General features: G+C 48.6%; 22 protein-coding genes. 18 read left to right on the forward strand and 4 right to left on the reverse strand.

The features are described 5' to 3' along the window. From gspG to mscS, 9 genes are all read left to right on the forward strand, one after another. Complete coding sequence (gene gspG, locus UM402_RS03055) at positions 1–438, forward strand: type II secretion system major pseudopilin GspG (protein WP_058576064.1); 438 nt, start codon at positions 1–3, stop codon at positions 436–438. Beyond that, on the forward strand, positions 413–1,000 hold the full coding sequence (gene gspH / locus UM402_RS03060) for a type II secretion system minor pseudopilin GspH (protein ID WP_322295446.1): 588 nt from the start codon (positions 413–415) through the stop codon (positions 998–1,000). The genes gspG and gspH overlap by 26 nt, the downstream gene beginning before the upstream one ends. Further along, positions 997–1,389, forward strand: a complete 393-nt coding sequence (gene gspI / locus UM402_RS03065) for a type II secretion system minor pseudopilin GspI (protein WP_058576066.1) — start codon at positions 997–999, stop codon at positions 1,387–1,389. Before gspH ends, gspI begins: the two co-directional genes overlap by 4 nt. Beyond that, entirely contained in the window at positions 1,379–2,062 is a 684-nt protein-coding gene (gene gspJ, locus UM402_RS03070; RefSeq protein ID WP_058576067.1) for a type II secretion system minor pseudopilin GspJ, read from the forward strand. The genes gspI and gspJ overlap by 11 nt, the downstream gene beginning before the upstream one ends. After that, positions 2,052–3,032, forward strand: a complete 981-nt coding sequence (gene gspK / locus UM402_RS03075) for a type II secretion system minor pseudopilin GspK (RefSeq protein ID WP_058576068.1) — start codon at positions 2,052–2,054, stop codon at positions 3,030–3,032. Before gspJ ends, gspK begins: the two co-directional genes overlap by 11 nt. A 3-nt stretch (positions 3,033–3,035) precedes the next feature. Continuing rightward, positions 3,036–4,241, forward strand: a complete 1,206-nt coding sequence (gene gspL, locus UM402_RS03080) for a type II secretion system protein GspL (RefSeq protein ID WP_058576069.1) — start codon at positions 3,036–3,038, stop codon at positions 4,239–4,241. Between the two features lie 4 nt (positions 4,242–4,245). Further along, a complete protein-coding gene (gspM, locus tag UM402_RS03085; protein WP_053953967.1) occupies positions 4,246–4,764 on the forward strand; it encodes a type II secretion system protein GspM in 519 nt (172 codons plus the stop codon). Continuing rightward, the gene (locus UM402_RS03090; RefSeq protein ID WP_058576070.1) at positions 4,761–5,507 is read left to right on the forward strand and encodes a type II secretion system protein N; all 747 of its coding nucleotides are present in this window, start codon (positions 4,761–4,763) and stop codon (positions 5,505–5,507) included. Before gspM ends, UM402_RS03090 begins: the two co-directional genes overlap by 4 nt. A gap of 76 nt (positions 5,508–5,583) precedes the next feature. Then, complete coding sequence (mscS, locus tag UM402_RS03095; RefSeq protein ID WP_058576071.1) at positions 5,584–6,405, forward strand: small-conductance mechanosensitive channel MscS; 822 nt, start codon at positions 5,584–5,586, stop codon at positions 6,403–6,405. A gap of 62 nt (positions 6,406–6,467) precedes the next feature. Here the strand turns inward: mscS and UM402_RS03100 are convergent, their stop codons facing one another. Then, complete coding sequence (locus UM402_RS03100) at positions 6,468–7,739, reverse strand: O-acetylhomoserine aminocarboxypropyltransferase/cysteine synthase family protein (RefSeq protein ID WP_058576072.1); 1,272 nt, start codon at positions 7,737–7,739, stop codon at positions 6,468–6,470. After that, positions 7,736–8,650 carry an alpha/beta fold hydrolase gene (locus UM402_RS03105; RefSeq protein WP_058576073.1) on the reverse strand — a complete coding sequence of 305 codons (915 nt, stop codon included), beginning with the start codon at positions 8,648–8,650 and terminating at the stop codon, positions 7,736–7,738. The genes UM402_RS03100 and UM402_RS03105 overlap by 4 nt, the downstream gene beginning before the upstream one ends. Positions 8,651–8,796: 146 nt before the next feature. Here UM402_RS03105 and xseA point away from each other — a divergent pair, with 146 nt between their 5' ends. Together xseA and UM402_RS03115 are read left to right on the forward strand one after the other, a co-directional pair. Beyond that, entirely contained in the window at positions 8,797–10,107 is a 1,311-nt protein-coding gene (xseA, locus tag UM402_RS03110) for an exodeoxyribonuclease VII large subunit (RefSeq protein WP_058576156.1), read from the forward strand. Between the two features lie 89 nt (positions 10,108–10,196). Continuing rightward, on the forward strand, positions 10,197–11,504 hold the full coding sequence (locus UM402_RS03115; RefSeq protein ID WP_058576074.1) for an alkaline phosphatase: 1,308 nt from the start codon (positions 10,197–10,199) through the stop codon (positions 11,502–11,504). 84 nt (positions 11,505–11,588) lie between these two features. Here UM402_RS03115 and UM402_RS03120 read toward each other — a convergent pair whose 3' ends face one another. Then, positions 11,589–12,761 carry a DcaP family trimeric outer membrane transporter gene (locus UM402_RS03120; RefSeq protein ID WP_053953973.1) on the reverse strand — a complete coding sequence of 391 codons (1,173 nt, stop codon included), beginning with the start codon at positions 12,759–12,761 and terminating at the stop codon, positions 11,589–11,591. 182 nt (positions 12,762–12,943) lie between these two features. Here UM402_RS03120 and acs point away from each other — a divergent pair, with 182 nt between their 5' ends. The 7 genes from acs to UM402_RS03155 are packed head-to-tail and all read left to right on the forward strand — an operon-like array spanning position 12,944 to position 22,471. Further along, positions 12,944–14,884, forward strand: coding sequence for an acetate--CoA ligase (gene acs, locus UM402_RS03125; RefSeq protein ID WP_058576075.1), 1,941 nt, complete (start codon positions 12,944–12,946; stop codon positions 14,882–14,884). Between the two features lie 21 nt (positions 14,885–14,905). Further along, complete coding sequence (locus tag UM402_RS03130; protein WP_058576076.1) at positions 14,906–15,538, forward strand: response regulator transcription factor; 633 nt, start codon at positions 14,906–14,908, stop codon at positions 15,536–15,538. Continuing rightward, positions 15,535–18,990 carry a PAS-domain containing protein gene (locus UM402_RS03135; protein ID WP_058576077.1) on the forward strand — a complete coding sequence of 1,152 codons (3,456 nt, stop codon included), beginning with the start codon at positions 15,535–15,537 and terminating at the stop codon, positions 18,988–18,990. Before UM402_RS03130 ends, UM402_RS03135 begins: the two co-directional genes overlap by 4 nt. A 23-nt stretch (positions 18,991–19,013) precedes the next feature. Further along, a complete protein-coding gene (gene murB / locus UM402_RS03140; RefSeq protein ID WP_058576078.1) occupies positions 19,014–20,003 on the forward strand; it encodes a UDP-N-acetylmuramate dehydrogenase in 990 nt (329 codons plus the stop codon). Between the two features lie 28 nt (positions 20,004–20,031). Beyond that, the gene (birA, locus tag UM402_RS03145) at positions 20,032–21,015 is read left to right on the forward strand and encodes a bifunctional biotin--[acetyl-CoA-carboxylase] ligase/biotin operon repressor BirA (RefSeq protein ID WP_058576079.1); all 984 of its coding nucleotides are present in this window, start codon (positions 20,032–20,034) and stop codon (positions 21,013–21,015) included. A 9-nt stretch (positions 21,016–21,024) separates the two neighbouring features. Further along, positions 21,025–21,810, forward strand: a complete 786-nt coding sequence (locus tag UM402_RS03150) for a type III pantothenate kinase (RefSeq protein WP_058576080.1) — start codon at positions 21,025–21,027, stop codon at positions 21,808–21,810. A gap of 28 nt (positions 21,811–21,838) precedes the next feature. Then, a complete protein-coding gene (locus UM402_RS03155; protein WP_058576081.1) occupies positions 21,839–22,471 on the forward strand; it encodes a tetratricopeptide repeat protein in 633 nt (210 codons plus the stop codon). 26 nt (positions 22,472–22,497) lie between these two features. Here the strand turns inward: UM402_RS03155 and nspC are convergent, their stop codons facing one another. After that, the gene (nspC, locus tag UM402_RS03160) at positions 22,498–23,631 is read right to left on the reverse strand and encodes a carboxynorspermidine decarboxylase (RefSeq protein ID WP_058576082.1); all 1,134 of its coding nucleotides are present in this window, start codon (positions 23,629–23,631) and stop codon (positions 22,498–22,500) included. Between the last annotated feature and the right edge of the window lie 6 nt (positions 23,632–23,637).

Here is a 23,637-nt window from a genome sequence, read left to right on the forward strand (position 1 = left end):
ATGAGACGTAATCAATCCGGTTTTTCACTCGTTGAAGTTATGGTGGTTATTGCCATTATTGGTATTTTGGCGACCATGGTTTTACCTAACGTGCTGGGTAACCAGGAAAGAGCGGCGCAGCAAAAAGTTGTTGCCGACATTGTGTCATTAGAGAGTGCATTAGATCAGTATCACCTTGATAACGGTATGTTTCCTACCACTGAGCAAGGTTTAGAAGCGCTCGTTGATGAGCCAAATATTGATCCAGAGCCGCGAAGCTATCGCAGCGGTGGCTATATTCGTCGTTTACCGCAAGACCCTTACGGCAACGACTACCTGTTGTTGAACCCGGGACAGTACGACGATATTGATATTTTTTCAGCAGGCCCAGACGGTCAACCGGGTACTGAAGATGACTTCGGTAGTTGGATGATTGGCAACAACAACCGTGACCAATAGGCGCCAGCAACAAGGATTCACTCTGATTGAACTGATGCTGGTCATGGCCATTCTTGGCCTTATTGTCAGCTCAGTTATGTTGACGTTACCGGGCAGTAACCGTCAGCAAAACTCTGCTCAAGACTCAGCAATAACGCTACAGCAGCAACTTCAATATGCACGTGAGTATGCGATGGTGCGGCAGCAACCCCTCGCGCTTGCGTTTAACGACAATGGTTATGAGTTTCTGGTTTGGCAGGACGAAAGCTGGCAATCTTTTAACACTCGTGGGCTTAAATCTCAGCAAACTGAGTGGCCATTAAGCTGGCAGTTATTAAACCAGGACATGGCTGAGCTGGCTCAAAATGAAGAACTTAACGACGGTGTTTTTGGCAGCGGGGATGATTCAGAACAGGATGACGACTCTGAAATAAAGCGTCCGGATGTACTTATTTTGCCAAGTGGCGAGATGACAGCTTTTACCTTAAAAATTGAAAATGCGAATGATATTGCCGCTGAGCGTTGGGTGAAAACTGAAAACAGTTGGCAATTGGTTGTTTTAAATGAGGCGCCTGAGCAATGAGGGTAAAAGGTTTTACACTTATTGAAGTCATGGTCGCGCTATCGATTTTTGGGTTAGCGGCTTTGGCCGCATTACAAGCGGCCAGTAGTCACCTGACCAGTTTAAGCGACTTACAAAGTAAAACCTTTGCACAGTATGTGGCGTCAAACCGGATAGCAGAAGTGTCCCTGGCCCAGGAATGGCCGGTAAAAGACAATAAGAAAGGCACGGCTGAGCAAGCAGGCACCACCTGGCATTGGCAGCAGCAGGTGGTTGAAACGGTAACTCCTAACGTTGTCGCTGTCACAGTGATAGTGTCAAAAACAGAAGGTGGGCGGGAGCATTATCGGTTAACGCGCTACTTGAGAAAGCCTGACTCAGCCGCTAAAGGTGACCGGAATGCACGTTAACGGCAACCGACAGTCGGGGTTCACCTTAGTTGAAGTGTTGGTGACTATGGCCATATTTGCGGTAATTGGTATAGCCAGTTACCAGGTGCTAAGCCAAATGGTCAGTACCGAACAGCAGTCGAGCGAGCGGCGAGAGTCGCTGGAGCAGCTGCAATTTAGCCAACTGTTAATGCAACAAGACATTCGTCAGTTAGTCGCTAAGCCGACGCGGCCCAATGACACTGAAGTAACACACCAGTATCTAAGTAATGATGTTGGCTACTTTGATTCAGAGCGCGGCGTTTTAGCTTTTGTGCGCAGCGGCTTTGATAACCCGGGTGATGTTCTGCCGCGAGCCGAGTTACAGCCGGTTATTTATCGAGTTATGGATGGCCAGTTACAACGGGTTAGTTATTCGTTTGTGAATGATAGGAGTAACGAACCAACTGTACAGACGTTGTTGAGCGGTGTGACAGACTTGTCGTTTCGCTTTTATAGAGCAGCAGGTCAAAGCGATGGTAATCGTGGATTGGATAAGGGCTGGAACGCAGAGTGGCGCAGCGAAGGCGATTTACCGAAAGCCATTGAGGTGACTTTGCAGACCGAACAATATGGCGAAATTAAGCGTGTATTTTTGGTTGCTGGTGCAGGTCAAGCGGAGGTGCAAAGTTCGGGAGGGTCGAATGCAGACTAAAAACTCTCGTCAAAAAGGCGCCGCACTCATAACGGTCATGCTGGTTATTGCTTTGGTTTCGGTGATAGCAGTGAACCTCGGTAGTAAACTGCAAATGCAAATAACCCGCATGGGCAACTTGCAGCAAGCTGAACAAAGTTACTGGATGTGGCTAAGCGCTGAGGATGTTTTAAAAGAAGCGTTAAAGCGCGAGTTAAACGAAAATGATGGTGTCGCGAATAACCAACAAAGCTGGGCCAGCCGAACCGGTCCGTTCCCGGTTGAAGGTGGGCAGATAGCGGCTCGTGTGAGAGACTTATCCAGTTGTTTTAATTTGAACAGTATGGTGACGGATGAGGAAGACCCTGGCACGCTGGAACGACGTAAGCGCCAGTATAAAGTGCTATTGCAAAGTGTTGAACTCGATGAATATCAGGCGCAGGGGTTAACCGATAGCCTGGTTGACTGGATAGACGGTGACACTCAGCTGTCGGGTTCAAATGGTGCTGAAGATCCTGATTACCAGGGACTGCCTAAGCCATACTTAGCGGCAAACAGCTTACTACTGGACGTTAGCGAGCTGCGCATGATTAGGGGATACAGTCGGGAAGTCGTTCGCAAACTGCGTCCTTATGTCTGCGTAATACCGAATGAAACGGCATTAATGATTAACGTGAATACGCTTAAAGAAGAGCAAGCTGCATTACTGACAGCAGTGACAGAAGGTAAAATGTCGTTACAAGATGCGCAATCCTTCTTGTCGAACAGGCCGGAAGCAGGCTATGAGTCGAATGAAGAGGTCGATGAAGTTGAAGCTATTGCCAATGTGAAATCAGAGCTTAACGGCGAACTGTCAGAACTTGATGTTGAAAGTGAATACTTTCAGCTAACCGCATATATACAATGGGGCGATGTTGAAATGAAAGCCCGTTCAGTACTGCACGTTAACAACGGCGAAGTAGCCACCTTGTACCGTGCGATGGGAGAATAAAACATGCAGGAAACGCTAATAATACGACTGCCTGCTTTTGGAACAACAGAAAGCATTCCCTGGTTGTTGTGGCATAACCAGCAACAGGAGCTTATTGCCAGCGGCGAGCTGGAATCAACCGAAGAGCTGTCACAGTTGGCGGATAAAGCGTCACGCAGTGATGTGGTTATTGCTGTTCCGGGTCAAGATGTCTTTTTAACTCAGGTTACCCTTCCTACGGGGAGTAAAAAGCATTTGGATAAAGTTATTCCGTATGCGTTGGAAGAAGAACTTGCGGCAGACATAGAAACGCTGCATTTTGCCTGGCCGGAAACAAAAGCCTCGACAATACCGGTGGCCGTTGTAGAAAAAGCACATATGCAACAGTGGTTGGGCGTTCTGTCAGAGTCAGGAATTGAGTCTAACCGTTGGTTGCCTGATATTTTCCTACTGCCGGCTCACGAAAATGAATGGCACGCTATTGAATTGGGTCATAGTGTTCTGGTAAGAACCTCGGTCTGGCAAGGCTTTGCGGTCGAGCGAGCCGCATTTTCTGAACTTGCTCCCATATTAAGCAGCGAATATGAGCCGCCTGAAAAAATCATTCACTATGGTGCTATAGACTGGCCTCAGCCGCCTAGCGTATTAGAGTCTGCCGATATTGAAGTGCCCATGACAATTGCTGTCGCGGCTTTACAAAGCAATGCTGAAATCAACCTCAGGCAAGGAGCTTTTCGTGCGAGAAAGCAGCGACAGTCGTCAAGTTTGCCATGGAAACCTTTGGCTATTGCTGCCAGTGTATTATTTGTGTTGGCTATCACTCTCAATGGCATAAAATACTGGCAACTTGAGCAGCAGCGAGCGTCTTTGCAGGTAAAGGCAGAGCAGCTTTATCGTGAGGCATTTCCTGGCGAAAGCCGTATTGTCAATTTAAGAGCACAGTTGCAGCAGAAAATTGAACGACTGGGCGGTGCCGGAAATACTGAAAGCTCGGTTATAGCAGCCCTGGATAGCTTGCAACCAGCATTTCAGGCCGAACCGGCGGTGAAGCTAGAATTGCTGCGTTTTCAAAATAATGAATTGCGACTGCAGGCAACAGCTGAGAGCTTTTCACAATTGGAAGCTTTTCAGCGGGCGGCTCAAAATAACGGTGTAGCCATAGAGGCTGGGTCGATGAGTAACCGCGGAAGCCAGGTTTCCGGCGCACTGACTATAGAGCTTCAGGGGTAACGTTATGGATAAACTTAAAGCAATTTTTGAGCCTTATCGTCAGCTTGCTTATAACCGTTGGCAGCAGTTTAATAGCCGTGAGCAGCGCCTGCTAAGCGCATTAGCCATTGTATTGGCCATTGCTTTTTTATATTTCATTATTTGGTTGCCAAGTTCTCAGTCAGTGATTCAGGCGGAGAACCGTTTGAAATCTCAGCAAGACCAGTATCAATGGGTACAACAGGCGATAGCGCGATATAAAAGCATGGAAGGTAGAAGCGCCAAAAGCTCAACCGTGAAGGGCTCCCTCAGCCAGCGTATTAACCAGGCTGCGGCGCAGTATGACATTGAGCTGGCGCGTATTCAGCCGCAAGGTGAAGAGTATCTGGTCACAGTGGACACAGTACCATTTAATCAACTGCTTCAGTTTATGAATGCGCTGGAAAGTGACTTTGGTTTACAGCTAACCGGTGCTGATATTGCCCGGCTTGAACAACCAGGTAGTGTCCGATTACGAAAACTATTGGTGAAAGACGTCTCATGAAATTAAAGCGCTGGCTGCCCTGGCTTGTTTTGGCTTATTTAATAACCTTGTTGGTATTGTTGCCGGCACGCGTTATTTATTGGATGCCATTGCCGAATAACATTCAATTGACGCAAGTGTCTGGAACCTTATGGCAAGGAGCTGCCGGACAAGTCGTGGTCGATGGTAATGTCATTAACGATCTTAGCTGGGACTGGCAAGTGTCATCGATTTTCCTCGGCGATCTGGTTGTTGATGTCAAAGTGCCAAAACAGAATAATCCATTTTCGTTGCAGGGACGTTTATTAGCTAGCTCGACCCGTATTGGTGCGCAAAATATAAAGGCCAGCGGTAGCTTAGGCGCGTTATTGGATATTGCTCAAACGAAACTACCATTGCAAACGAAAGGTCGCTGGGAACTGGATGTGAGTGAATACGTGGTGACAGCGCCGGGACCTGTGCGTTGGTGTGATAACTTAGAAGGTAGTGCCAGCGGCGACAATATTCAGGTGCTGGTCAATGGACAATGGCAGTCACTAGGGAGCTTTCCGGTCGAGCTAGGGTGTCATGACGATAATTCCGTCGCATTAATCATGAAAGGCGACAACGATTTAAGTCTGGAAGTTGATGCAAGTATCAATAGTCAGGATATTAAAGCGTCAGGTACCGTAAAACCAACACCGCGAACGCCAGAAGGCCTGGCAAAGTTTATTCAATACATGGGTCAGCCAGACGCGCAGGGGCGCTACTCGTTCCGCCTGTAAATGCGTTTGCGAATAGGCGTAATAAGCGCTATTTTGGGAAAATCATAGTTTAGTTATTGCTAAATAAGGAAATATTATGGAAAGCATCGTTCAGTGGATAAACGACAATCAGGATATGCTTATCGAGTTTTCGATTAAGTTTATTATTGCGATTGCCATTTTGATTATTGGTAAAATAGTGGCGAATGGCGTTACCCGGGTCATGTCCAAAGGCATGCAAAAACGCGAAGTGGACGGCGCAGTTATTAGCTTCGTCAGCGCTATTGTAAAAACCGTTATCTTCATTGCCGCCATTATGATGGCGCTGTCGCATGTCGGGGTCGAAACTACGTCCTTTATTGCTATTTTGGGTGCGGCAGGTTTGGCCATTGGCCTTGCACTGCAAGGGTCACTGTCGAACATTGCATCGGGCGTATTACTTATTATGTTCCGTCCGTTCCGTGCGGGCGAGTACGTTGACGCTGGCGGGGTTTCCGGCACGGTTGAACAAATCAATATCTTCCAGACGGTTTTGAAAACGCCGGACCGTAAAATTATCTTTGTGCCGAATTCGGAAATTATCGGTGGCCCAATTACCAACTACAACCGTGAAGAACTGCGTCGCATCGATTTGGTCATTGGTGTGAGTTATAGCGCGAACTTGCAAAAAACGAAGCAAGTACTTATGGATGTTATTACCAGTGACGAACGGGTTTTGAAAGATCCTGAGCCTGTGGTGACGGTGACGGAGCTTGGCGCTTCTTCTGTCGACTTTAATGTACGTCCGTGGACCAAAAATGAAGACTACTGGCCAACGCGCTGGGACTTATTAGAGCGTATTAAAGACCGTTTAGACGAGGAAGGCATTGGTATTCCCTTTCCTCAAATGGACGTTCATTTGAAAAAGGACGACGCGTAAAGTTCATGCGCCTGTTAGAAATGAGAAAGCCACCGCCCGGTGGCTTTTCTTTTTTCGGTATATTAAATGCTTAATGCCTGCTCTAAGTCAGCAATAATATCGCTAATGTGCTCTATGCCGACACACAAGCGGATGGCTTCTGGTTTAACTCCAACTGCGACTTGTTCTTGTTCCGACAGCTGACGGTGAGTGGTAGAGGCAGGGTGGCAGGCAAGCGACTTTGCATCGCCTATATTCACTAATCGTTTAAACAAGCCAAGCTTGTCGTAAAATTTAACTCCTGCCTCGTAACCGCCTTTTATGCCAAAGGTAAGCAATGATGCAGGTAACCCGCCAGTCACATATTTGGCAGCAAGTTCATAGTGTGGGTGCTGAGCCAAACCTGCGTAATTCACCCATTCAACATTCGGATGTTGTAGTAGATAGTCGGCGACAGCCTTTGCGTTTTCGCAGTGTCGCTCAATACGCAAAGTCAGAGTTTCCAGTCCCTGCAACAATAAAAAGGCATTAAAGGGCGACAAACAGGCGCCCGTATTACGCAGAGCCACGGTTCTGACTCTTGCGATAAAAGCGGCGGGTCCGAATGCGTCGGTATAAACCACACCGTGATAAGCCGGTTCGGGATTACTAAACTGTGGGAAACGCGCCTTTTGTGACAGCCAGTCAAATTTGCCTGAGTCGACTATAAGTCCACCAATTGAATTACCGTGACCACCAATGTATTTCGTCAATGAATGAACGACGATGTCAGCGCCATGCTCAATGGGCTTACAAAGAATAGGCGTAGCGACGGTATTATCAACGACGAGCGGTACGCCATGAGTGTGGGCAACTCCCGCCAGTGCTTCTAAGTCGGCAATGTTTCCTGCGGGGTTACCAATGCTTTCGCAGTAAACCGCTTTGGTGTGCTCATCAATAAGTGCTTCAATGTCTTTCGCATTGTCTGATTCGGCAAAGCGAACCTCGATACCGAGCGACGGCAGCATATGGCGAAACAGTGTATAGGTGCCTCCATAAAGCTGTGGGGTGGTAACGATATTGTCGCCCTGGCTTGCCAAAGTAATTAGGGTGTATTCAATGGCCGCCATACCTGAAGCGACTGCGAGGCCGGCAACACCCCCTTCAAGGGCAGCAACCCGTTTTTCCAGCACGTCATTGGTGGGGTTCATAATGCGTGAATAGATATTGCCTTCAACCGCTAAGTCGAAGAGATCAGCTCCGTGCTGAGCGCTGTCAAACTCGTACGATGCCGTTTGATAAATCGGCGTAGCTACTGACTTGGTGGTTGGGTCGGTGTCGTAGCCATGATGAATGGATAAGGTTTCGTCTTTCATGTGGTCTCCAAATGCGTTTCAAATAAAAAATGTGTCAGCGACGTGCCGTATTGAGGCACGTTCTTTATAAATCCGTCGTGCCCGTATTCGCTTTGAACGGACACATGTGACGTACAGTTGGGTAGCAGGGTTTCAAGCTCCGTGACTAGGCTTGGTGGCGCAATGGTGTCACTGGTGAAGTCAACTAAATGCACTGGCGTTTCGATAGGCTCAGGATTAATGCTGTATTCGTTCAACACGGGTGTGAGATGAGTGAACAGGCTGCGTGAGCTGTTACCGTTTTCCTTAAGCAGTCGTTCACCTTTATAAAGTAGGTACTCGAAAGCGTCATCGCTGCTACTAAAGCGCGATTCAAACTCTTCCGCACTGCGGTAGCTGAGCATGGCCAGTGCTCTGGCTAATACAATACCCAATTGTGAATCGTTGCAGCGTTGTATGAGCGCTTGTTGGAAATAACGCAATAAAGACGAGTGCACCGATGGTTTATGGGCCGCTCCAATAACGCTTAGCCGCTCAAGCGACTCTGGGTTATCCAGTGCGTACTGGAGGCCTAAAACACCTCCGAATGAGCCGCCAATCCAGCCGTGCAGGGACTCGTCCGGCAATACCGCTTGCAATGCGTGATGAATAGCATTGCTGTGTTCTCGTACGGACAGCGGAGTGTCGGGACAATCAGAGCCGCCTAACCCGCCGAAGTAGTCAAAGCTAATAAATTGGTAATCGTCAGTGTCTGCGAAGAGCCGATGCAGCGATTGCCACCAACCATCGCCGGACGGTGTCCAAAGCTTTCCGGTTGCGCTGATACCGCCCTGTACAACAATAGCCGGGGCATCGGGAAAGCCATACCGATACCCTTTTAAGCGGCCATAAGGCGTTTGCGTATGAAATGAACGAGCAATAGGAAGAACCATAGCGGCCTCCGTCAATTTGAAACGACAATACAGCGACAATAATAAATGGATATAAAGCCGTCAAGACATTTAGACGTCCAAATGCGAAATTATTGTTTTGAATTCTGTGGTAGTATCAGCGCATTGAATGGAGGTCGAATATGTCGATGGTTTACTCGGTCAGTCAGCTGAATGGTGAAATCCGCCAGTTACTTGAGCAGGGTTTTCGCCAAATAAGCCTGGTGGGTGAAATTTCTAATTTTGCCGCGCCGGGCTCTGGGCATTGGTATTTCACGCTGAAAGATGAACGCTCACAAGTACGTTGCGCCATGTTCCGAGGCGCCAATCAGCGAGCGGCTATGCGCCCGCAAAACGGTTCACAAGTCCTGGTGAAAGCCAAAGTGACCTTGTACGAGCCGCGCGGTGACTATCAGCTAATTGTCGAGCACCTGGAAGACGCCGGACAGGGCTTATTACAACAGCGCTACGAGCAATTGAAAGCAAAACTCGGTGCTGAAGGACTATTCGCGGCCGATCGCAAACGACCATTACCGGAGCACATTCGCAAAGTGGGTGTGCTGACCTCACCAACCGGGGCGGCAATAAAAGACATATTAGCGGTTATGAAACGGCGGGACCCCAGCGTTGAAGTGATTATCTATCCGACGTCGGTTCAGGGAGAAGCCGCAGTAGCTCAACTTCAATCTATGGCGCAAACGGCGTTTGAGCGTAATGAAGTGGATGTGCTGCTAGTGTCGCGCGGCGGTGGCTCACTGGAAGACTTGTGGTGTTTTAACGATGAAGGTTTTGCCCGGCTGCTGACTACCGCTCCGATGCCGGTGATTAGTGCGGTCGGTCACGAAATCGATTTCACCATTGCCGACTTTGTTGCCGATATGCGAGCACCCACACCATCGGCTGCAGCAGAGTTGGTCACGCGAGACCAGCAACAGCAACTGCAGCGTGCTCAGGCGTTAATGCAGCGGCTGCAACAGGCTCAGTTAAGGCATATACAACGCCTCAAACAACAATGGCAATTTCTGCAGACTCGCCTGCAACAGCAGCATCCACAACGACTGCTACAACAACAGTCGCAACTGGCTGACGAGTTACAGGCGCGTGCGAGTCGGGCGCTGACTCAGCAACTTATGCGTCAGCGCCAGCAGCACACGCATTTAGTCAGGCGCTTGCAATCCGTACATCCGGAAAAACGACTGGCACAATACCAACAGCAGCTGACAATGCTTCAGCAACGTTTGCCGCAAGTCATGACGCGTTTACTGAAAGACAAAAAGTCTCGACAAGGGCAATTGATGCAGTCATTGAACCTGGTCAGCCCGCTGAATACGCTTGAGCGAGGTTACGCCATTGTTCGTAAAGATAATGGCGAGGTTGTGCGCCGTGCGGATGACGTTGCTAGTGGCGAACCGGTCGATGTTCGACTGGCCGACGGTTCATTCACGGCGAGACGCGATTAAATTGCGGTTTGTTGTCATATCACTGACATTTAGGGCTTGGTATAATCAGGCTATACAAAGAGCGTTACAGAGTTAAACGGAGTTGTCGTATGAAAAAAACTTTAGCAGCCGCAGCCATCGGGTTTGCGCTGAGTGCACCGGGTGCGGTGGCCGAAGAGCAGAAGCCCAATATTATTTATGTTATTGGTGATGGTATGGGCTTTGAGTTCATTAGTGCTTACCGTTATGCAATGTCTGACTTAGACACCAAAGAGATTGCGGAAACACAGTTTGACCATTACCTGACCGGTGCTGCAACCACTTATCCGGAAGACGATACCTGGGTGACGGATTCGGCAGCTGGCGCTACCGCTTTGTCAGCGGGTGAAAAGTCGTATAACGGCGCTATTGGCGTAGATAACGATAAAACGTCGTTAAAAACGGTCATGGAGTACGCTAAAAATAGCGGTTATATGACAGGCTCCGTATCGACCTCGCAAATTAACCATGCAACGCCGGCTTCATTTTTCTCGCATCATCCGTCTCGCTACGAGTACAACGAAATAGCTGACCTTATGGCGCAGCAGTATATAAAAGATGAAGCGTCTTATGATGTCTTGCTTGGCGGTGGTCAGCAGTATTTTATTCGTGACGACAAGAACTGGGCCGAACTGCTAGAGCAGCATGGCTTGAAGGTTATTCAGGACATGCAAATGTTAGATCAAGTTGAACAGGCGCCGGTTATGGGCTTGTTTGCACCAAAAGGTCTGCCGCATGCAATTGATGAAGGTAAAGACTCGCTGGCACAAATGACCAGCACTGCGCTGCGTTTATTGTCAGGTGACGACAAACCGTTCGCGCTTATGATTGAAGGCAGCCAAATTGACTGGTGTGGTCATGCCAATGATATTGCTTGCGCGGTGCATGAAATGGACTCGTTAAATAAAGCGTTAACGGTTGTTGCTGACTTCATGCAAGATAACCCCAATACGTTACTGGTGATGACTGCTGACCATTCTACTGGCGGTTTAACTCTGGGGCGTGACGGTGAGTACGCATGGTATTCAGACAGAGTCATGGCTATTGAAAGCTCTATTGCGACAATGCGCAGTGAACTTCTGGACATGGACGCTGAGAAATGGCCCGAGTATGTTGCTGACAAAGTGAACTTCGAGCTGACTCAGGACTATATCGACGAGCTGGCGCTTGCATCTGAGCAGGAAGGTGAAGAGCGTGAAGACGCACTACACGATGCTTTGGTGTATATTACCGGTGATATTACCGGTACGGGTTGGACGGGCAGTGGCCACACCGCAGTAGACGTCCCGGTTTTTGCTAAAGGACCTTACTCTGAAGATTTCCGTGGGTATATGGATAACACAGACATTGGTAAGCGGTTAATTGATATTGTGAAATAAAGCTTGTTTGGGCAGACAATGCCCAGACAGAAAAAACGCCGGTAACCTTTTGTGGCTACCGGCGTTTTTGGTTGGGAATATCGTTTAAAACTTATACATTGCCATCAGCTGTAGGCGGTTTAAGTCGCCGTCTACATTAGCTTCTGTTTCACGGTTAGCTTGTGAAATTTCCGCACCAAAGGTTAGGTTGGAAGCTGGTGAATACATCACGTTAAACGCGAGGCGCTGTGTGTATTCAGTCATGTCACCAGCGAGTGCAAGCAGCTCTTCATCATTGTCTGCCCAGCCACGCGAATATACGATGTTTGAACGAACTTTCTCAGTCCAGAAATGGCGGTAAGCAAAAGAAATACCGGTTGAGTCAATGGCTTCCAGCTCACCGTTACCATCGATATAAGCGCCGTTCCATGTGTTGAGACCTAAATAGCGACCTAAGCCCGAACCGGTTGTAATAGACGCACGAATGTCGTCCATACCAAAGGTGTATTTAGCACCAAAGCTCAAACCGTAACCGAAAGTTGTTTCATCGTCACCAGTTTGTGTGACGTCATAAGTGAGCTGACGCAATAATGCAGACGCCTGCCAGGTCAGGTTGTCAGACTTGCCGGTATATTTAAAAGTAACATCTGGCATAAATCCATCACTGGAAACAATACGTCCCCCACCAGCAGGTGTCACTGTGGTTTCAGGGTTTTCAATTGAGGCGCTAAAGCCACCGGAGGTGTAACGAATTTGTGCCTGGCGGTTGAAGATAATGCCATCGGTGATGCCGATAAAGTCGACGGATTCAGCCAGAATGTTTAGGTCCTGAAAGTTAGACCAGGTTTGACCAAAAGTCCATTTCCCATATTTTAAAAATGCGTGACGTAGACGCGGACTATAAGAGTTTGAAATACGTTGGTCACCGTCAGGGGTCAACATAAAATCCATTTGGATATGGCCGGTCAGCGTTTCACCATTATCTAACTCAGTGTCGGTGGTAAGGAAAAAACGCGACTGACGTGCGTGAAAATCGGTGACCATGTCGTCGCCTTCACCACCCACAGGGGTGAGGCTTGGAATATACTGTTGCCGAGCGATACTGCCGCTTGAAGGTGCCTGACCATCGGTGTAGTCCGATACCATCATGTCCAGTTTAACAAAACCACCAAAATCGATGTCAGTTTCGTTTGCCTGAGCTCCTAAGCTCATAACACCGAGTACGGCAGCGCTTGCTGCTGATACGGTGAATTTCTTTGCGATACTTGCTTTAGCCATGGTGTTCTCCCCTGTAAGCCAAGTGTTCGTTTTGATCGTGCATTTTATTGTTATGCCAAAGATAAACGCTGTTAATTCTCGTTAACTGGTCAATTTTTATCAATCTAGACTATGGTCTAATAGTGTTTAAGCCCTTTAAAACGTACAACAGATACCATCTTGCGAATAAGGAGGAAGAGGTAATGTCGCAACTGTATTCAGTTCCTGAACATATCAAAGCTAAAGCCAAAATCGATAATGACGGTTATAAGAAACTTTACCAACAGTCAGTAGACGATCCTGAAGGTTTTTGGAGTGAACACGGACAGCGAATTACTTGGTTCACACCTTACACCAAAGTTAAAAATACCAGTTTCGAACCGGGTAAAGTCAGTGTTAAGTGGTACGAAGACGGCACTCTAAACGCCTGTTACAACTGTGTCGACCGTCACCTTGCTGATAAGGCCGATAAAACAGCGATTATCTGGGAAGGCGACGACCCTAGTGTAGACAAACACATCACCTACCGCGAGTTACATAAAGAGGTATCTCGCTTTGCTAATGGCTTGAAAAAATTAGGTATTGGTAAAGGTGACCGGGTCGCTATTTACATGCCAATGGTTCCGGAAGCGGCTTATGCGATGTTGGCCTGTGCCCGGATTGGCGCGGTTCATACCGTTATCTTTGGCGGTTTCTCACCAAATGCTATTGCGGACCGCATTAACGACTGTCAGGCAAAGGCTATAATTACCGCCGACGAAGGTCGTCGTGGCGGCAGCACTATTGGTTTGAAAGCCAATGTGGATAAAGCCTTGTCTGATGGCGTTTGTCCTTCATTAGAGCACAGCATTGTATGTCGTGTTACCGAAGGTGACGTTGAATGGACAGAAGGTCGTGACGTTTGGTGGCATGAGTTGATTGGCGATGTCAGCGATGAATGCCAGGCAGAAGTGATGAACGCCGAAGACCCGCTGTTCATTCTTTACACGTCCGGCTCGACCGGAAAACCGAAAGGGGTTGTGCATACTACCGGTGGTTACATGGTGTATGCGTCAATGACGCATGAGTATGTCTTCGACTATCACGATGACGATGTTTACTGGTGTGCAGCCGATGTCGGCTGGATTACTGGTCACTCGTACATTGTTTACGGGCCGCTGGCAAACGGTGCAACCACACTGATGTTTGAGGGTGTTCCTACCTACCCGGGCGTTGGTCGTATTGGTGAAATTGTTGATAAACACAAAGTAAATATTCTTTATACGGCACCAACAGCAATTCGTGCGTTAATGGCAAAAGGTGACGAGGCAGCGAAAACCTCGACGCGCGAAAGCCTACGTATTTTGGGCAGTGTTGGTGAACCGATTAACCCAGAAGCCTGGGAGTGGTACCACCGCGCTATTGGTAACGGTAAATGTCCAATTATGGATACCTGGTGGCAAACCGAGAACGGCGGTATTTTAATTGCACCACTGCCGGGTGCTACCGATTTAAAACCAGGCTCGGCAACGCGTCCTTTCTTTGGTATTCAACCTGCGTTAGTTGACAGTGAAGGCAATGTGCAGGAAGGCGAAGCCGAAGGTGGTTTGGTGATTAATGACTCCTGGCCTGGACAAATGCGGACTTTGTGGGGTGACCACGAACGTTTCGAGCAAACCTATTTCTCAACCTTTAAAAACCGTTACTTTAGTGGCGACGGCGCACGTCGTGACGCTGATGGTTACTATTGGATAACCGGCCGTATGGATGACGTTCTGAATGTGTCAGGACACCGCCTGGGTACCGCTGAAATTGAAAGTGCATTGGTAGCGCATAAGTCAGTGGCCGAAGCCGCGGTTGTGGGTTATCCACACGACTTAAAAGGTCAGGGTATTTATGTCTACATAACCCCAGTGGAAGGTGTGGAAGTTACCGATGAATTAACTAAGGAAGTGCGTAACTGGGTGCGTTCAGAACTTAGCCCAATTGCGACGCCTGACCTCATTCATTGGACAACCGGGCTGCCGAAAACTCGCTCGGGCAAAATCATGCGTCGTATTCTGCGTAAGATTGCTGCCAATGAATATGAGAATCTGGGTGACACCTCTACGCTTGCTGATCCAAGTGTGGTAGATTCATTGATAGAGAATCGAATGAATAAATAATGTCACTTAATTTGGAATCTCATGGCGAAATTTTTAATCGCAGATGACCACCCACTGTTTCGCGAGGCGCTGCAAGGCGCTCTCGCGAATCATTTTTCTGAGCTTACCTTACGCGAAGCCGAAGACCTGGACTCGACACTCGCGGCGTTAAACAAAGACGACGATGTCGACTTATTGCTGCTCGATTTGCACATGCCCGGCAGCGGTGATTTATATGGCCTTATTCGAGTCCGTGAAGACTATCCGTTATTGCCTGTTGCTATCATTTCCGGCAGTGAAGATGCGTCAATTGTTGCTAAATGTATTGGTTTTGGGGCGCTGGGGTTTATTCCTAAGTCATTGCCGTCAGCGGAAATAGCAGAAGCGATAGACACCATTTTGCAAGGCGAAACCTGGGTGCCTAAAGAGTCCCGCGAGCGCCTGGATGTCATATCTGACGAAGACCAGGAGTTGGCGCGTAAAGTGTCTGAATTGACACCGCAGCAATACCGCGTACTTCATTTTTTACATGAAGGCCTTCTGAATAAACAAATCGCTTATCAGTTAAGTATTACTGAAGCGACGGTTAAAGCCCACATCACGGCCATATTCCGTAAACTCGGAGTTTACAGCCGTACTCAAGCCGTACTGGTCGCTGAACGTCTACAGTTATGACCTGGTTGCTGGTATTCGCCTCTCTGGCGTATGTCATTTTTCTGTTTGCCGTAGCGACCTGGGGCGACCGTTTAGGTTCCTGGGCGAATAAAATAAGCCACAAGCCAATGGTTTACTCCATGTCATTGGCTATTTATTGCACTTCGTGGACTTACTATGGTGCTGTGGGTAACGCTGCCACCGAAGGTTGGGCGTTTTTCCCTATTCTACTGGGGCCCATTTTACTCTTTATCTTCGGCATTCGAGTTTTAGAGAAACTGGTTTCGGTCAGTAAACAGCAAAATATCACCTCGATTGCCGATTTTATCTCATCTCGTTTCGGTAAACGCAGGCGTTTGGCCGTTGCGGTTACAGCCATCGCTGCCACTGCGATTATTCCTTATATCGCTTTGCAACTAAAAGCGGTGGGTGTGAGCTTTTCGGTGCTGACAGAGAGCACCGGTGTCATGTCTGAATTTTCAATTAAAGAGCTGGGTGCAGCAGCTTTAATGGCCATATTTGCCATGCTCTTTGGTACACGCCACGTGGAAGTTACTGAGTATCGCAGTGGCATGATTTTAGCTATTGCGGTTGAGTCGATGATAAAACTGGTGGCGTTAATGGCTGCCGCAGTGTTTGCCTGGACGCTTATTGCTGAGAACCCTTCACCGTCGTTACTGAGTAACTTTACTTCTGTATCTGCTCCTCAGTGGTCTTTTGCCAAGTTTGGTGAGTTTGAGTTTATTGTTCAAACGCTAATGGCTGCGGGGGCGATTTTATGTCTGCCCCGACAGTTTCATGTGGCGGTGGTCGATAACGTCGACACTCGGCATTTAAAAACTGCCCGTTGGGGGTTTCCTCTTTATCTTAGCCTGACCGCTGCGGCTATTATTCCTATTGCCATTGCGGGCAGTTTCTTCTTAGGTAATAACGGCGACGGCTCAACGTTCTCATTGCAGTTACCTTTGCTTAAAGACCAACTGTGGTTGTCGCTCATTATCTTTATCGGAGGTATTTCTGCGGCTACCGCCATGGTGATTATTGCGTCGGTTACGTTAAGTACCATGATAACCAACGACGTTATCATGCCGGTATTGTTGCAACGAGACTCTAAGCTGCCGTTAAAGCAGCGTAAACGGGAATATGACCGGGCACTACTGCTCATTCGGCGAGTCGCTATTGCCGTTACTATGGTGCTGTCGTTCTTTTGTTACTACTTCTGGGCGGCACAAACCAACCTGGTGAGTATCGGCTTGCTGGCGTTCTCGCTGGTATTGCAGCTATTACCGGCATTACTGGGGGCTTTGTATTGGCGAAAAGGGCACGCTCGCGGTGTTTATGCGGGGCTTGGTGCGGGGTCTATTGGTTGGGTGCTAGCGGTGCTAATTCCGCTGTATTCTTACCCCGAGCTCACCGACGTTGAAATTATAACCCGGGGCACTGTTGTATCGCTGGCGCTGAACGCGTTTGGCTTTATCGCATTTTCGTTGTTGGCCCGACCCAGACTGGTGGATCGCATTCAGGCAACCGCTTTTGTAAAACCGAAAGCGCAACTGCCGGAACAGCAACATCTGCATAAAGACTATAACGCAACTAATGCAGATATGATGCTGTTGCTGAAAACCTTCTTAGGTGGCCAACGTGCACAACAGCTCATGCAGTACTTTCAGCAGCCAGAAGATAAAGAGTTATTGCCAGAAGAGCTGGCAGACCAGTCCTTTATTAGTTTTGTAGAGCGAGCCATTGCCGGTGTTCTTGGGTCAGCAACGGCGCGCTCGTTGGTCGATGCGGCATTACGCGATAAACAGCTTAACTTAGAAGAAGTGGTGCACTTTTTCGATGACACGACACAGGCACTGCAAACCCAGCAGTCTATTTTGTTTAGTTCGCTTGAGAATCTGGCACAGGGTATTAGCGTAGTCGACGCTGACCTGAGGTTGGTTGCCTGGAATAAACGCTATTTAGACTTATTCGACTACCCTGAAGGCATGGTAAAGCCGGGACAGCCCATTGCGACATTGATTCGCTACAATGCCGAACGTGGTGAATGCGGACCAGGCGACGTCGATGAACTGGTTAATAAGCGACTGCGCTATATGCAAATGGGCTCGGCACATCGTTTCATTCGTCGCCGTGCCGACGGTCGAGTCATAGAAATGGTTGGGAACCCATTACCAACCGGTGGTTTTGTGACCAGCTTTACGGACATTACTGAACATGTTGAAACCCAGCAGGCGCTTGAAGATGCCAATATCGACCTTGAACAACGCGTCGACGTACGCACACAAGAAATCCGAGAAATAAACCAAGAGTTAACGGCGGAAATTGATCGACGCCGCGAGGTGGAAGAAGAACTTAAGAAAGCCAAAGCGGAAGCCGAGGCCGCAAATGCCTCAAAAACACGTTTTCTGGCACTTGCCAGCCACGACATATTGCAGCCATTGAATGCTGCACGCCTGTATCTGTCGGCGATACATGAAAAAGAACTGTCTGACAAAAACCAGCAGTTATTAGGTAAGCTCGATACGGCGCTTGGCTCAACCGAACATTTGCTTTCTACACTGCTTTCCATTGCCAAAATGGACCAGGGAGCGTTGCAGCCTAAATTCCGGCATGTGCAACTAAGCTCAGTTTTGAAGCCGTTGGTGGAAGAGTATGCGGTGCTGGCCGATCAAAAATATTTGGATTTCAGAGCCTTTTATGTTGACCGTCCGGTGTTAACAGACCCAACGTACTTGCGTCGTATTGTGCAAAACTTCCTTTCTAATGCGATTAAGTACACCCCAAAAGGCAGCGTTTTATTGGGCGTTCGTAAAAAAGGCGATGAACTGGAGATATCGGTTTGGGATACCGGCCCTGGTATAGCCGCGCAACAGCAAGATAAGGTTTTTGATGCGTTCTACCGTATTCAGAATCAGAACGTTGAAGGCGTCGGATTAGGCTTAAGTGTAGCTCAGCGCATGGGTGAGCAACTGGGCTGTGACGTGGAAGTGACCTCTGTTGAAGGCAAAGGCTCGCGGTTTTCGGTTAGAGTGCCTTTGGGCAATGCAGCTCAAGTTATTGATAAACCGAAACGTAAGCTCGATGAGGGACCCAATGCGTCATTACGCTTATTGGTTGTGGACGACGACAATGAAAACCTGAATGCGGTGAGTGCATTGCTGAATAAATGGGACTGCGAAGCGGTAACCTTCAATAGTTTTGCTAAGGCGGTTGATTACGCTAAGAGCACCCCTGATGAGCCGCCGCACGGCATACTGGTTGATTATCAGTTAGGCGACGGGGACGGCCTGTCGTTGGCTGAAACTTTGTGGGAACAGTGGCAGCGTAAAGTGCCCACCGCGTTAGTGACAGCCATGAGTGATGACGCGGTGAAACAATCCGCACGAAAATTAGGCCTGCAGTTTTTACCAAAACCCGTAAAACCGGCTGCGTTAAAAGCCTTTTTGAAATATATTAGCATGCGAAAGTAATTGGCATTAACGTGAGGCCTCGCTTGAGGGATTTATCGAACTTACACACATTTCGTTTGCCGTCACAGTGTCGCGACTTTGTTGAGGTGACCAGCGCCGATAATCTTATGACACTAGAGCCGCAAGAGCCGTGGTATCTATTGGGCGAAGGCAGTAATACGGCGTTTATTGAAGACTTCCATGGGACGGTTATCCATAACGCCCTGAAAGGTGTTCAGGTTGACGAGTTGCCCGAATACACAAGGGTAACAGTTGCTGGCGGGGAAAACTGGCATGAACTGGTGTCGCAGTTGCGCTCAATGGATATTAACGGGCTGGAAAACCTGGCTTTGATACCAGGGTCTGTCGGTGCTGCACCCGTGCAGAATATTGGCGCTTACGGCGTGGAAGTGTCGCAGTTTATTGAACTGGTGACAGCCTGGGATGTAGAAAAACGCCATTGGGCTTATTTTACGCCTTCGGACTGTGAATTTGGTTATCGTGACAGTGTTTTCAAACAAACACCGGGGCGTTGGTTTATCACGGAAGTCAGTTTTCTAATGCCGAAAAAGTGGCATCCAGTGACGCATTACGCGCCATTAAATGAACTTCCGGAACCTGTAACTGCGCAGGCAATTTTCGACAAAGTCATTGAGACTCGCCGCCAGAAGTTACCAGACCCGACGGTGACGCCGAATGCCGGAAGCTTCTTTAAGAATCCTGTGGTGTCTATAGAGCATTTAAAAGTGCTGGAATCAAAGTTACCGGGAGTGGTGTCGTATCCTGTTTCTGACAGCTCAGTGAAGCTGGCAGCGGGGTGGCTTATTGACAACCTGGGCTTAAAGTCGTTATCGGTGGGCAATGTTGGGGTTAACCCTAAGCAAGCTCTGGTGCTGGTTAATAAAGGTCAGGCGCAGGGCGCTGAGCTATTGGCGTTAGCACAAGAGATACAGGACCGTGTGTATGATGTAACGGGCGTGGAGCTTGAGCCGGAAGTTCGTCTCGTGGGTGCTCAGGGGCTCATTAACTTATAAATGCTTCAAATAAGAAGGGACGTACGCCATGAAGCAGTCACAACGACTTGATCAGCTTATTCAGCAGCTATCGGATGGCGAGTTTCATTCCGGTCAGTCGTTGGGTGAGCAGTTGAATATTTCCCGAGCTGCGGTGAATCAGCACATTCATAAGCTTGAAGAACTGGGCCTTGAGTTATTCTCTGTCAGTGGCAAGGGGTACAAATTGTCTCAGCAGCTAGAGCTGCTGGACAAAGAAAAGATAAAACAAGCCACTGAGCACTTCACTAACGAACCTGATTTTGCGGTTTATTCGGTTGTCGACTCAAGTAATGATGAGCTCAAACTGCTGGCGCAGGAACAAAAGTTAGCGGCCGGGTACTCGGTATTTGCAGAAGCTCAGACAGCAGGCAGGGGAAGGCGCGGCAAGCGCTGGATATCGCCATTTGGAAGTAACTTATATTTTAGTGTTTACTGGCCCCTGGCAGAGGGCATACACGGTGCTATGGGCTTGAGTCTGGCCGTTGGTGTAGCCTTAGCCGAGTGTTTTGGGTCCCTGGGAATTGAAGGTGTTGGTCTAAAGTGGCCGAATGATGTCTATATAAAAGGCAAAAAAGTGTCTGGTATTTTAGTTGACTTAGAAACACTGGCGGACGGATCTGCGCACAGCATTATTGGCATTGGGATTAACCTGAAAATGCCGGAAAGTGTGGCGCAACATATTGACCAGGCATGGACTGATATAAGCAGTGAAATACCCACTATCATGTCCCGCAACCTGATAGCGGCACGGGTTAGAGATTCGGTTCTTGCGTGCTTGTCGGAATATGATGCGGCAGGGCTCAGTGTATTCCAGGAACGCTGGCGTGCTTATGACCAATTTCTCGATAAGCCGGTACGTCTCGTTATGGGGCAGCGCGAATGTGTCGGGACCTGCCGTGGTATCGATGAAAACGGTGCCTTGCTGGTGCAGGACGAGACCGGCGTGAAGCGCTACTTCGGCGGTGAAATTAGTTTACGATTACAACAGTAGGGACATTAGATGCTACTCATTGACGCTGGTAACACACGGTGTAAGTTCGCTTGGTGGGACAAGCATACTGACTCTATTCAGTGGCTGGGGGCTATTGAGCATCAACATTGGTTGAATGATTTAAGTCGCTCGTTAAAGGATATTTTGCTGGGTGTTATTAATACTGAACAACTCGAAGACACCAAAGAAGCTCTAGGGGTGAGCGTGGCGTCTGTGCAGGTGGTTGATACATTGAATCAGTCGCTGGCCGAACTTGGAATTAACGTGCGCTGGCAACGTACTCGCGCGACTCAGTTAGGGGTGGTGAACGCGTACCGGGAGAAGCCTGAAGCTTTAGGCGCTGACCGTTGGTTGGCTTTGTTAGGCTGTCATAAAGCGATTACCGGGCATGCGCTTATTATTGATGCCGGTACGGCATTGACTGTGGACTGGCTAACCCGCGACGGACAACACTTGGGTGGCTGGATAGTACCCGGTCGGCAGTTAATGTTGAATGCGCTTGGACAGGGCACTGCGCAGTTAGGTAACGTGCCCATCGAGCAGAGTGCTCAGGCAAGACTAGAGCCCGGGGGCAGTACCCGCGAAGGCATGCTGCATGGCATTGAGGCTAGCTTAATTGGAGTTGTTTACGAGGCGGCCAAACTCTCTCCCTCGTTATTTAACGATGAGGCGTTTACTGTTGTTGTCACCGGCGGCGACAGCGAACAACTGGCCTCCCATTTGAGTGGTAATATCTGTCGCATTGATGACTTAACCTTTAAGGGTTTGAGACTTTGTGCCGATAACCAACAGTAGTGACTGATTAAGCGTACTGGAGTAGAACATGACGTGGCATAAAGCAGCGATAATCGCGGCCGTACTAAGCGGTGTCTTATTTGCCTTACCTGCAAAGTCTCAGGACATAGAAGCGGTTCAGCTATATTCTGATGCTGAGCTGGTGGAAATGTTTGCCACAAATGAACACATTACTCAGGTTCGCGATGTTGACCGTTGTCAGTTAGCCCAGGATATTGAGGCTCAGGCAGAGCTTGAACGCCGTCCGACGTACCAATTTCTTTATGGCGATATGAAAGCATGGGGTATTTGCTATGACAGGGACCCTAAAATTGGTTTGTTGTATATGGAAAAAGCGGCAGAGCAGGGGTTAGTCGAGGCGTTGGAGCAACTGGGGCGTTACTATCATGAAGGAAGGCTCGTACAGCAGGATATTGAACGCGCTATTTTATACTTGCGTGAGGCCGCTTCTTTAGGAAACCTTCGTGCTCAGCAGCGTTTTGCCAGTATTTTACTGAATGATCATGGCAGCCCTTATGACTACGAAAATGCCTACCATTGGCTGCACAATTCAGTAACAGGTGATTCTGGTAAGCATCGGGAAATTCAGCAGCAACTGGCGCAACTGTCAGACCGCATGCCACCTTCCGTGGTGGAAAAAGCAAAACGGCCACTGGAATAGTGGCCGCTTTAACGTTTTCTTAAGGACTATGAAAGTCGACTGCGAAAGTCTTCGTAACTGAACTCTCGTATGCAGTCAAAACGCCCGTCTTCATGCAGTATTCCGATAGCCGGGTGCTGTACACCATTGAAAAATGTCGTTTTCACCATGGTGTAATGCATCATGTCTTCAAATATGAGGCGGTCACCAACGGCCAATGCTTGATCAAAGCTGTATTCACCAATGACATCACCGGCCAGGCAACTATTACCCCCTAAGCGATAACTGAAGGCTTTTTCTCCCGGCAGCCCGGCATCAGTAATTGCTGGCCGATAAGGCATCTCTAATACGTCAGGCATATGAGCCGTTGCTGAGATATCAAGCAAGGCGATAGGACCATTGTTGTCAACAATATCCACCACTTCGCAAACTAACGGACCGGTTTGCCAAGCAACCGCAGAGCCCGGCTCCAGAATTACCTGAAGGTCATAGGTCTCACGTAGGCGTTTAAGTTGGCTTATGAGGTGTTCGACATCGTACCCTTCGCGAGTCATTAAATGACCACCACCTAAATTAAGCCATTTAACCTGTTTCAACTGTTCGCCGAAGCGGCTTTCTACAGCTTCCAGCGTACGTTCTAAAGCGAAAGAGTCACACTCGCACAAGTTGTGAACGTGTAAGCCCTCAACCCCCGTTAAATCATGCTGGCTAAGCTCGCTGGCTCTAATTCCTAAGCGTGATCCCGGTGCACTGGGATCGTACAGCTCAGTGTCTGCCTCCTGGTGCTCCGGGTTTATACGTAAGCCAATAGAAACGCCAGCTTCAGCTACTTGTTCATGGTAGCGCTGCCATTGCGTCACGCTATTAAAGGACAAGTGGTTTACTAATGGCAGGAGCTCATCAATATCGGCTTGTTTGTATGCCGGCGCATAAGCGTGCACTTCACGACCAAACTCATAGGCGGCCAGTTTGGCTTCCCATACCGAGCTGGCTGTACAGCCTTTCAAATATTGCTTAATCAGCGGAAACGCGGACCACATTGAGTAGCCTTTCAGTGCAAGAATAATATCTGCGCCGCTTTTTTCCTGAACGTATTGCATAAGTTCGAGGTTGCGGCGTAGCAATTTCTCATCCAGCACGTAGCATGGCGACGGAATATCCGGCGATAAATAATGGCTCATCAGTGA

This window comes from Idiomarina sp. OXR-189 (assembly GCF_034373425.1).
Lineage (GTDB): Bacteria > Pseudomonadota > Gammaproteobacteria > Enterobacterales > Alteromonadaceae > Idiomarina > Idiomarina zobellii.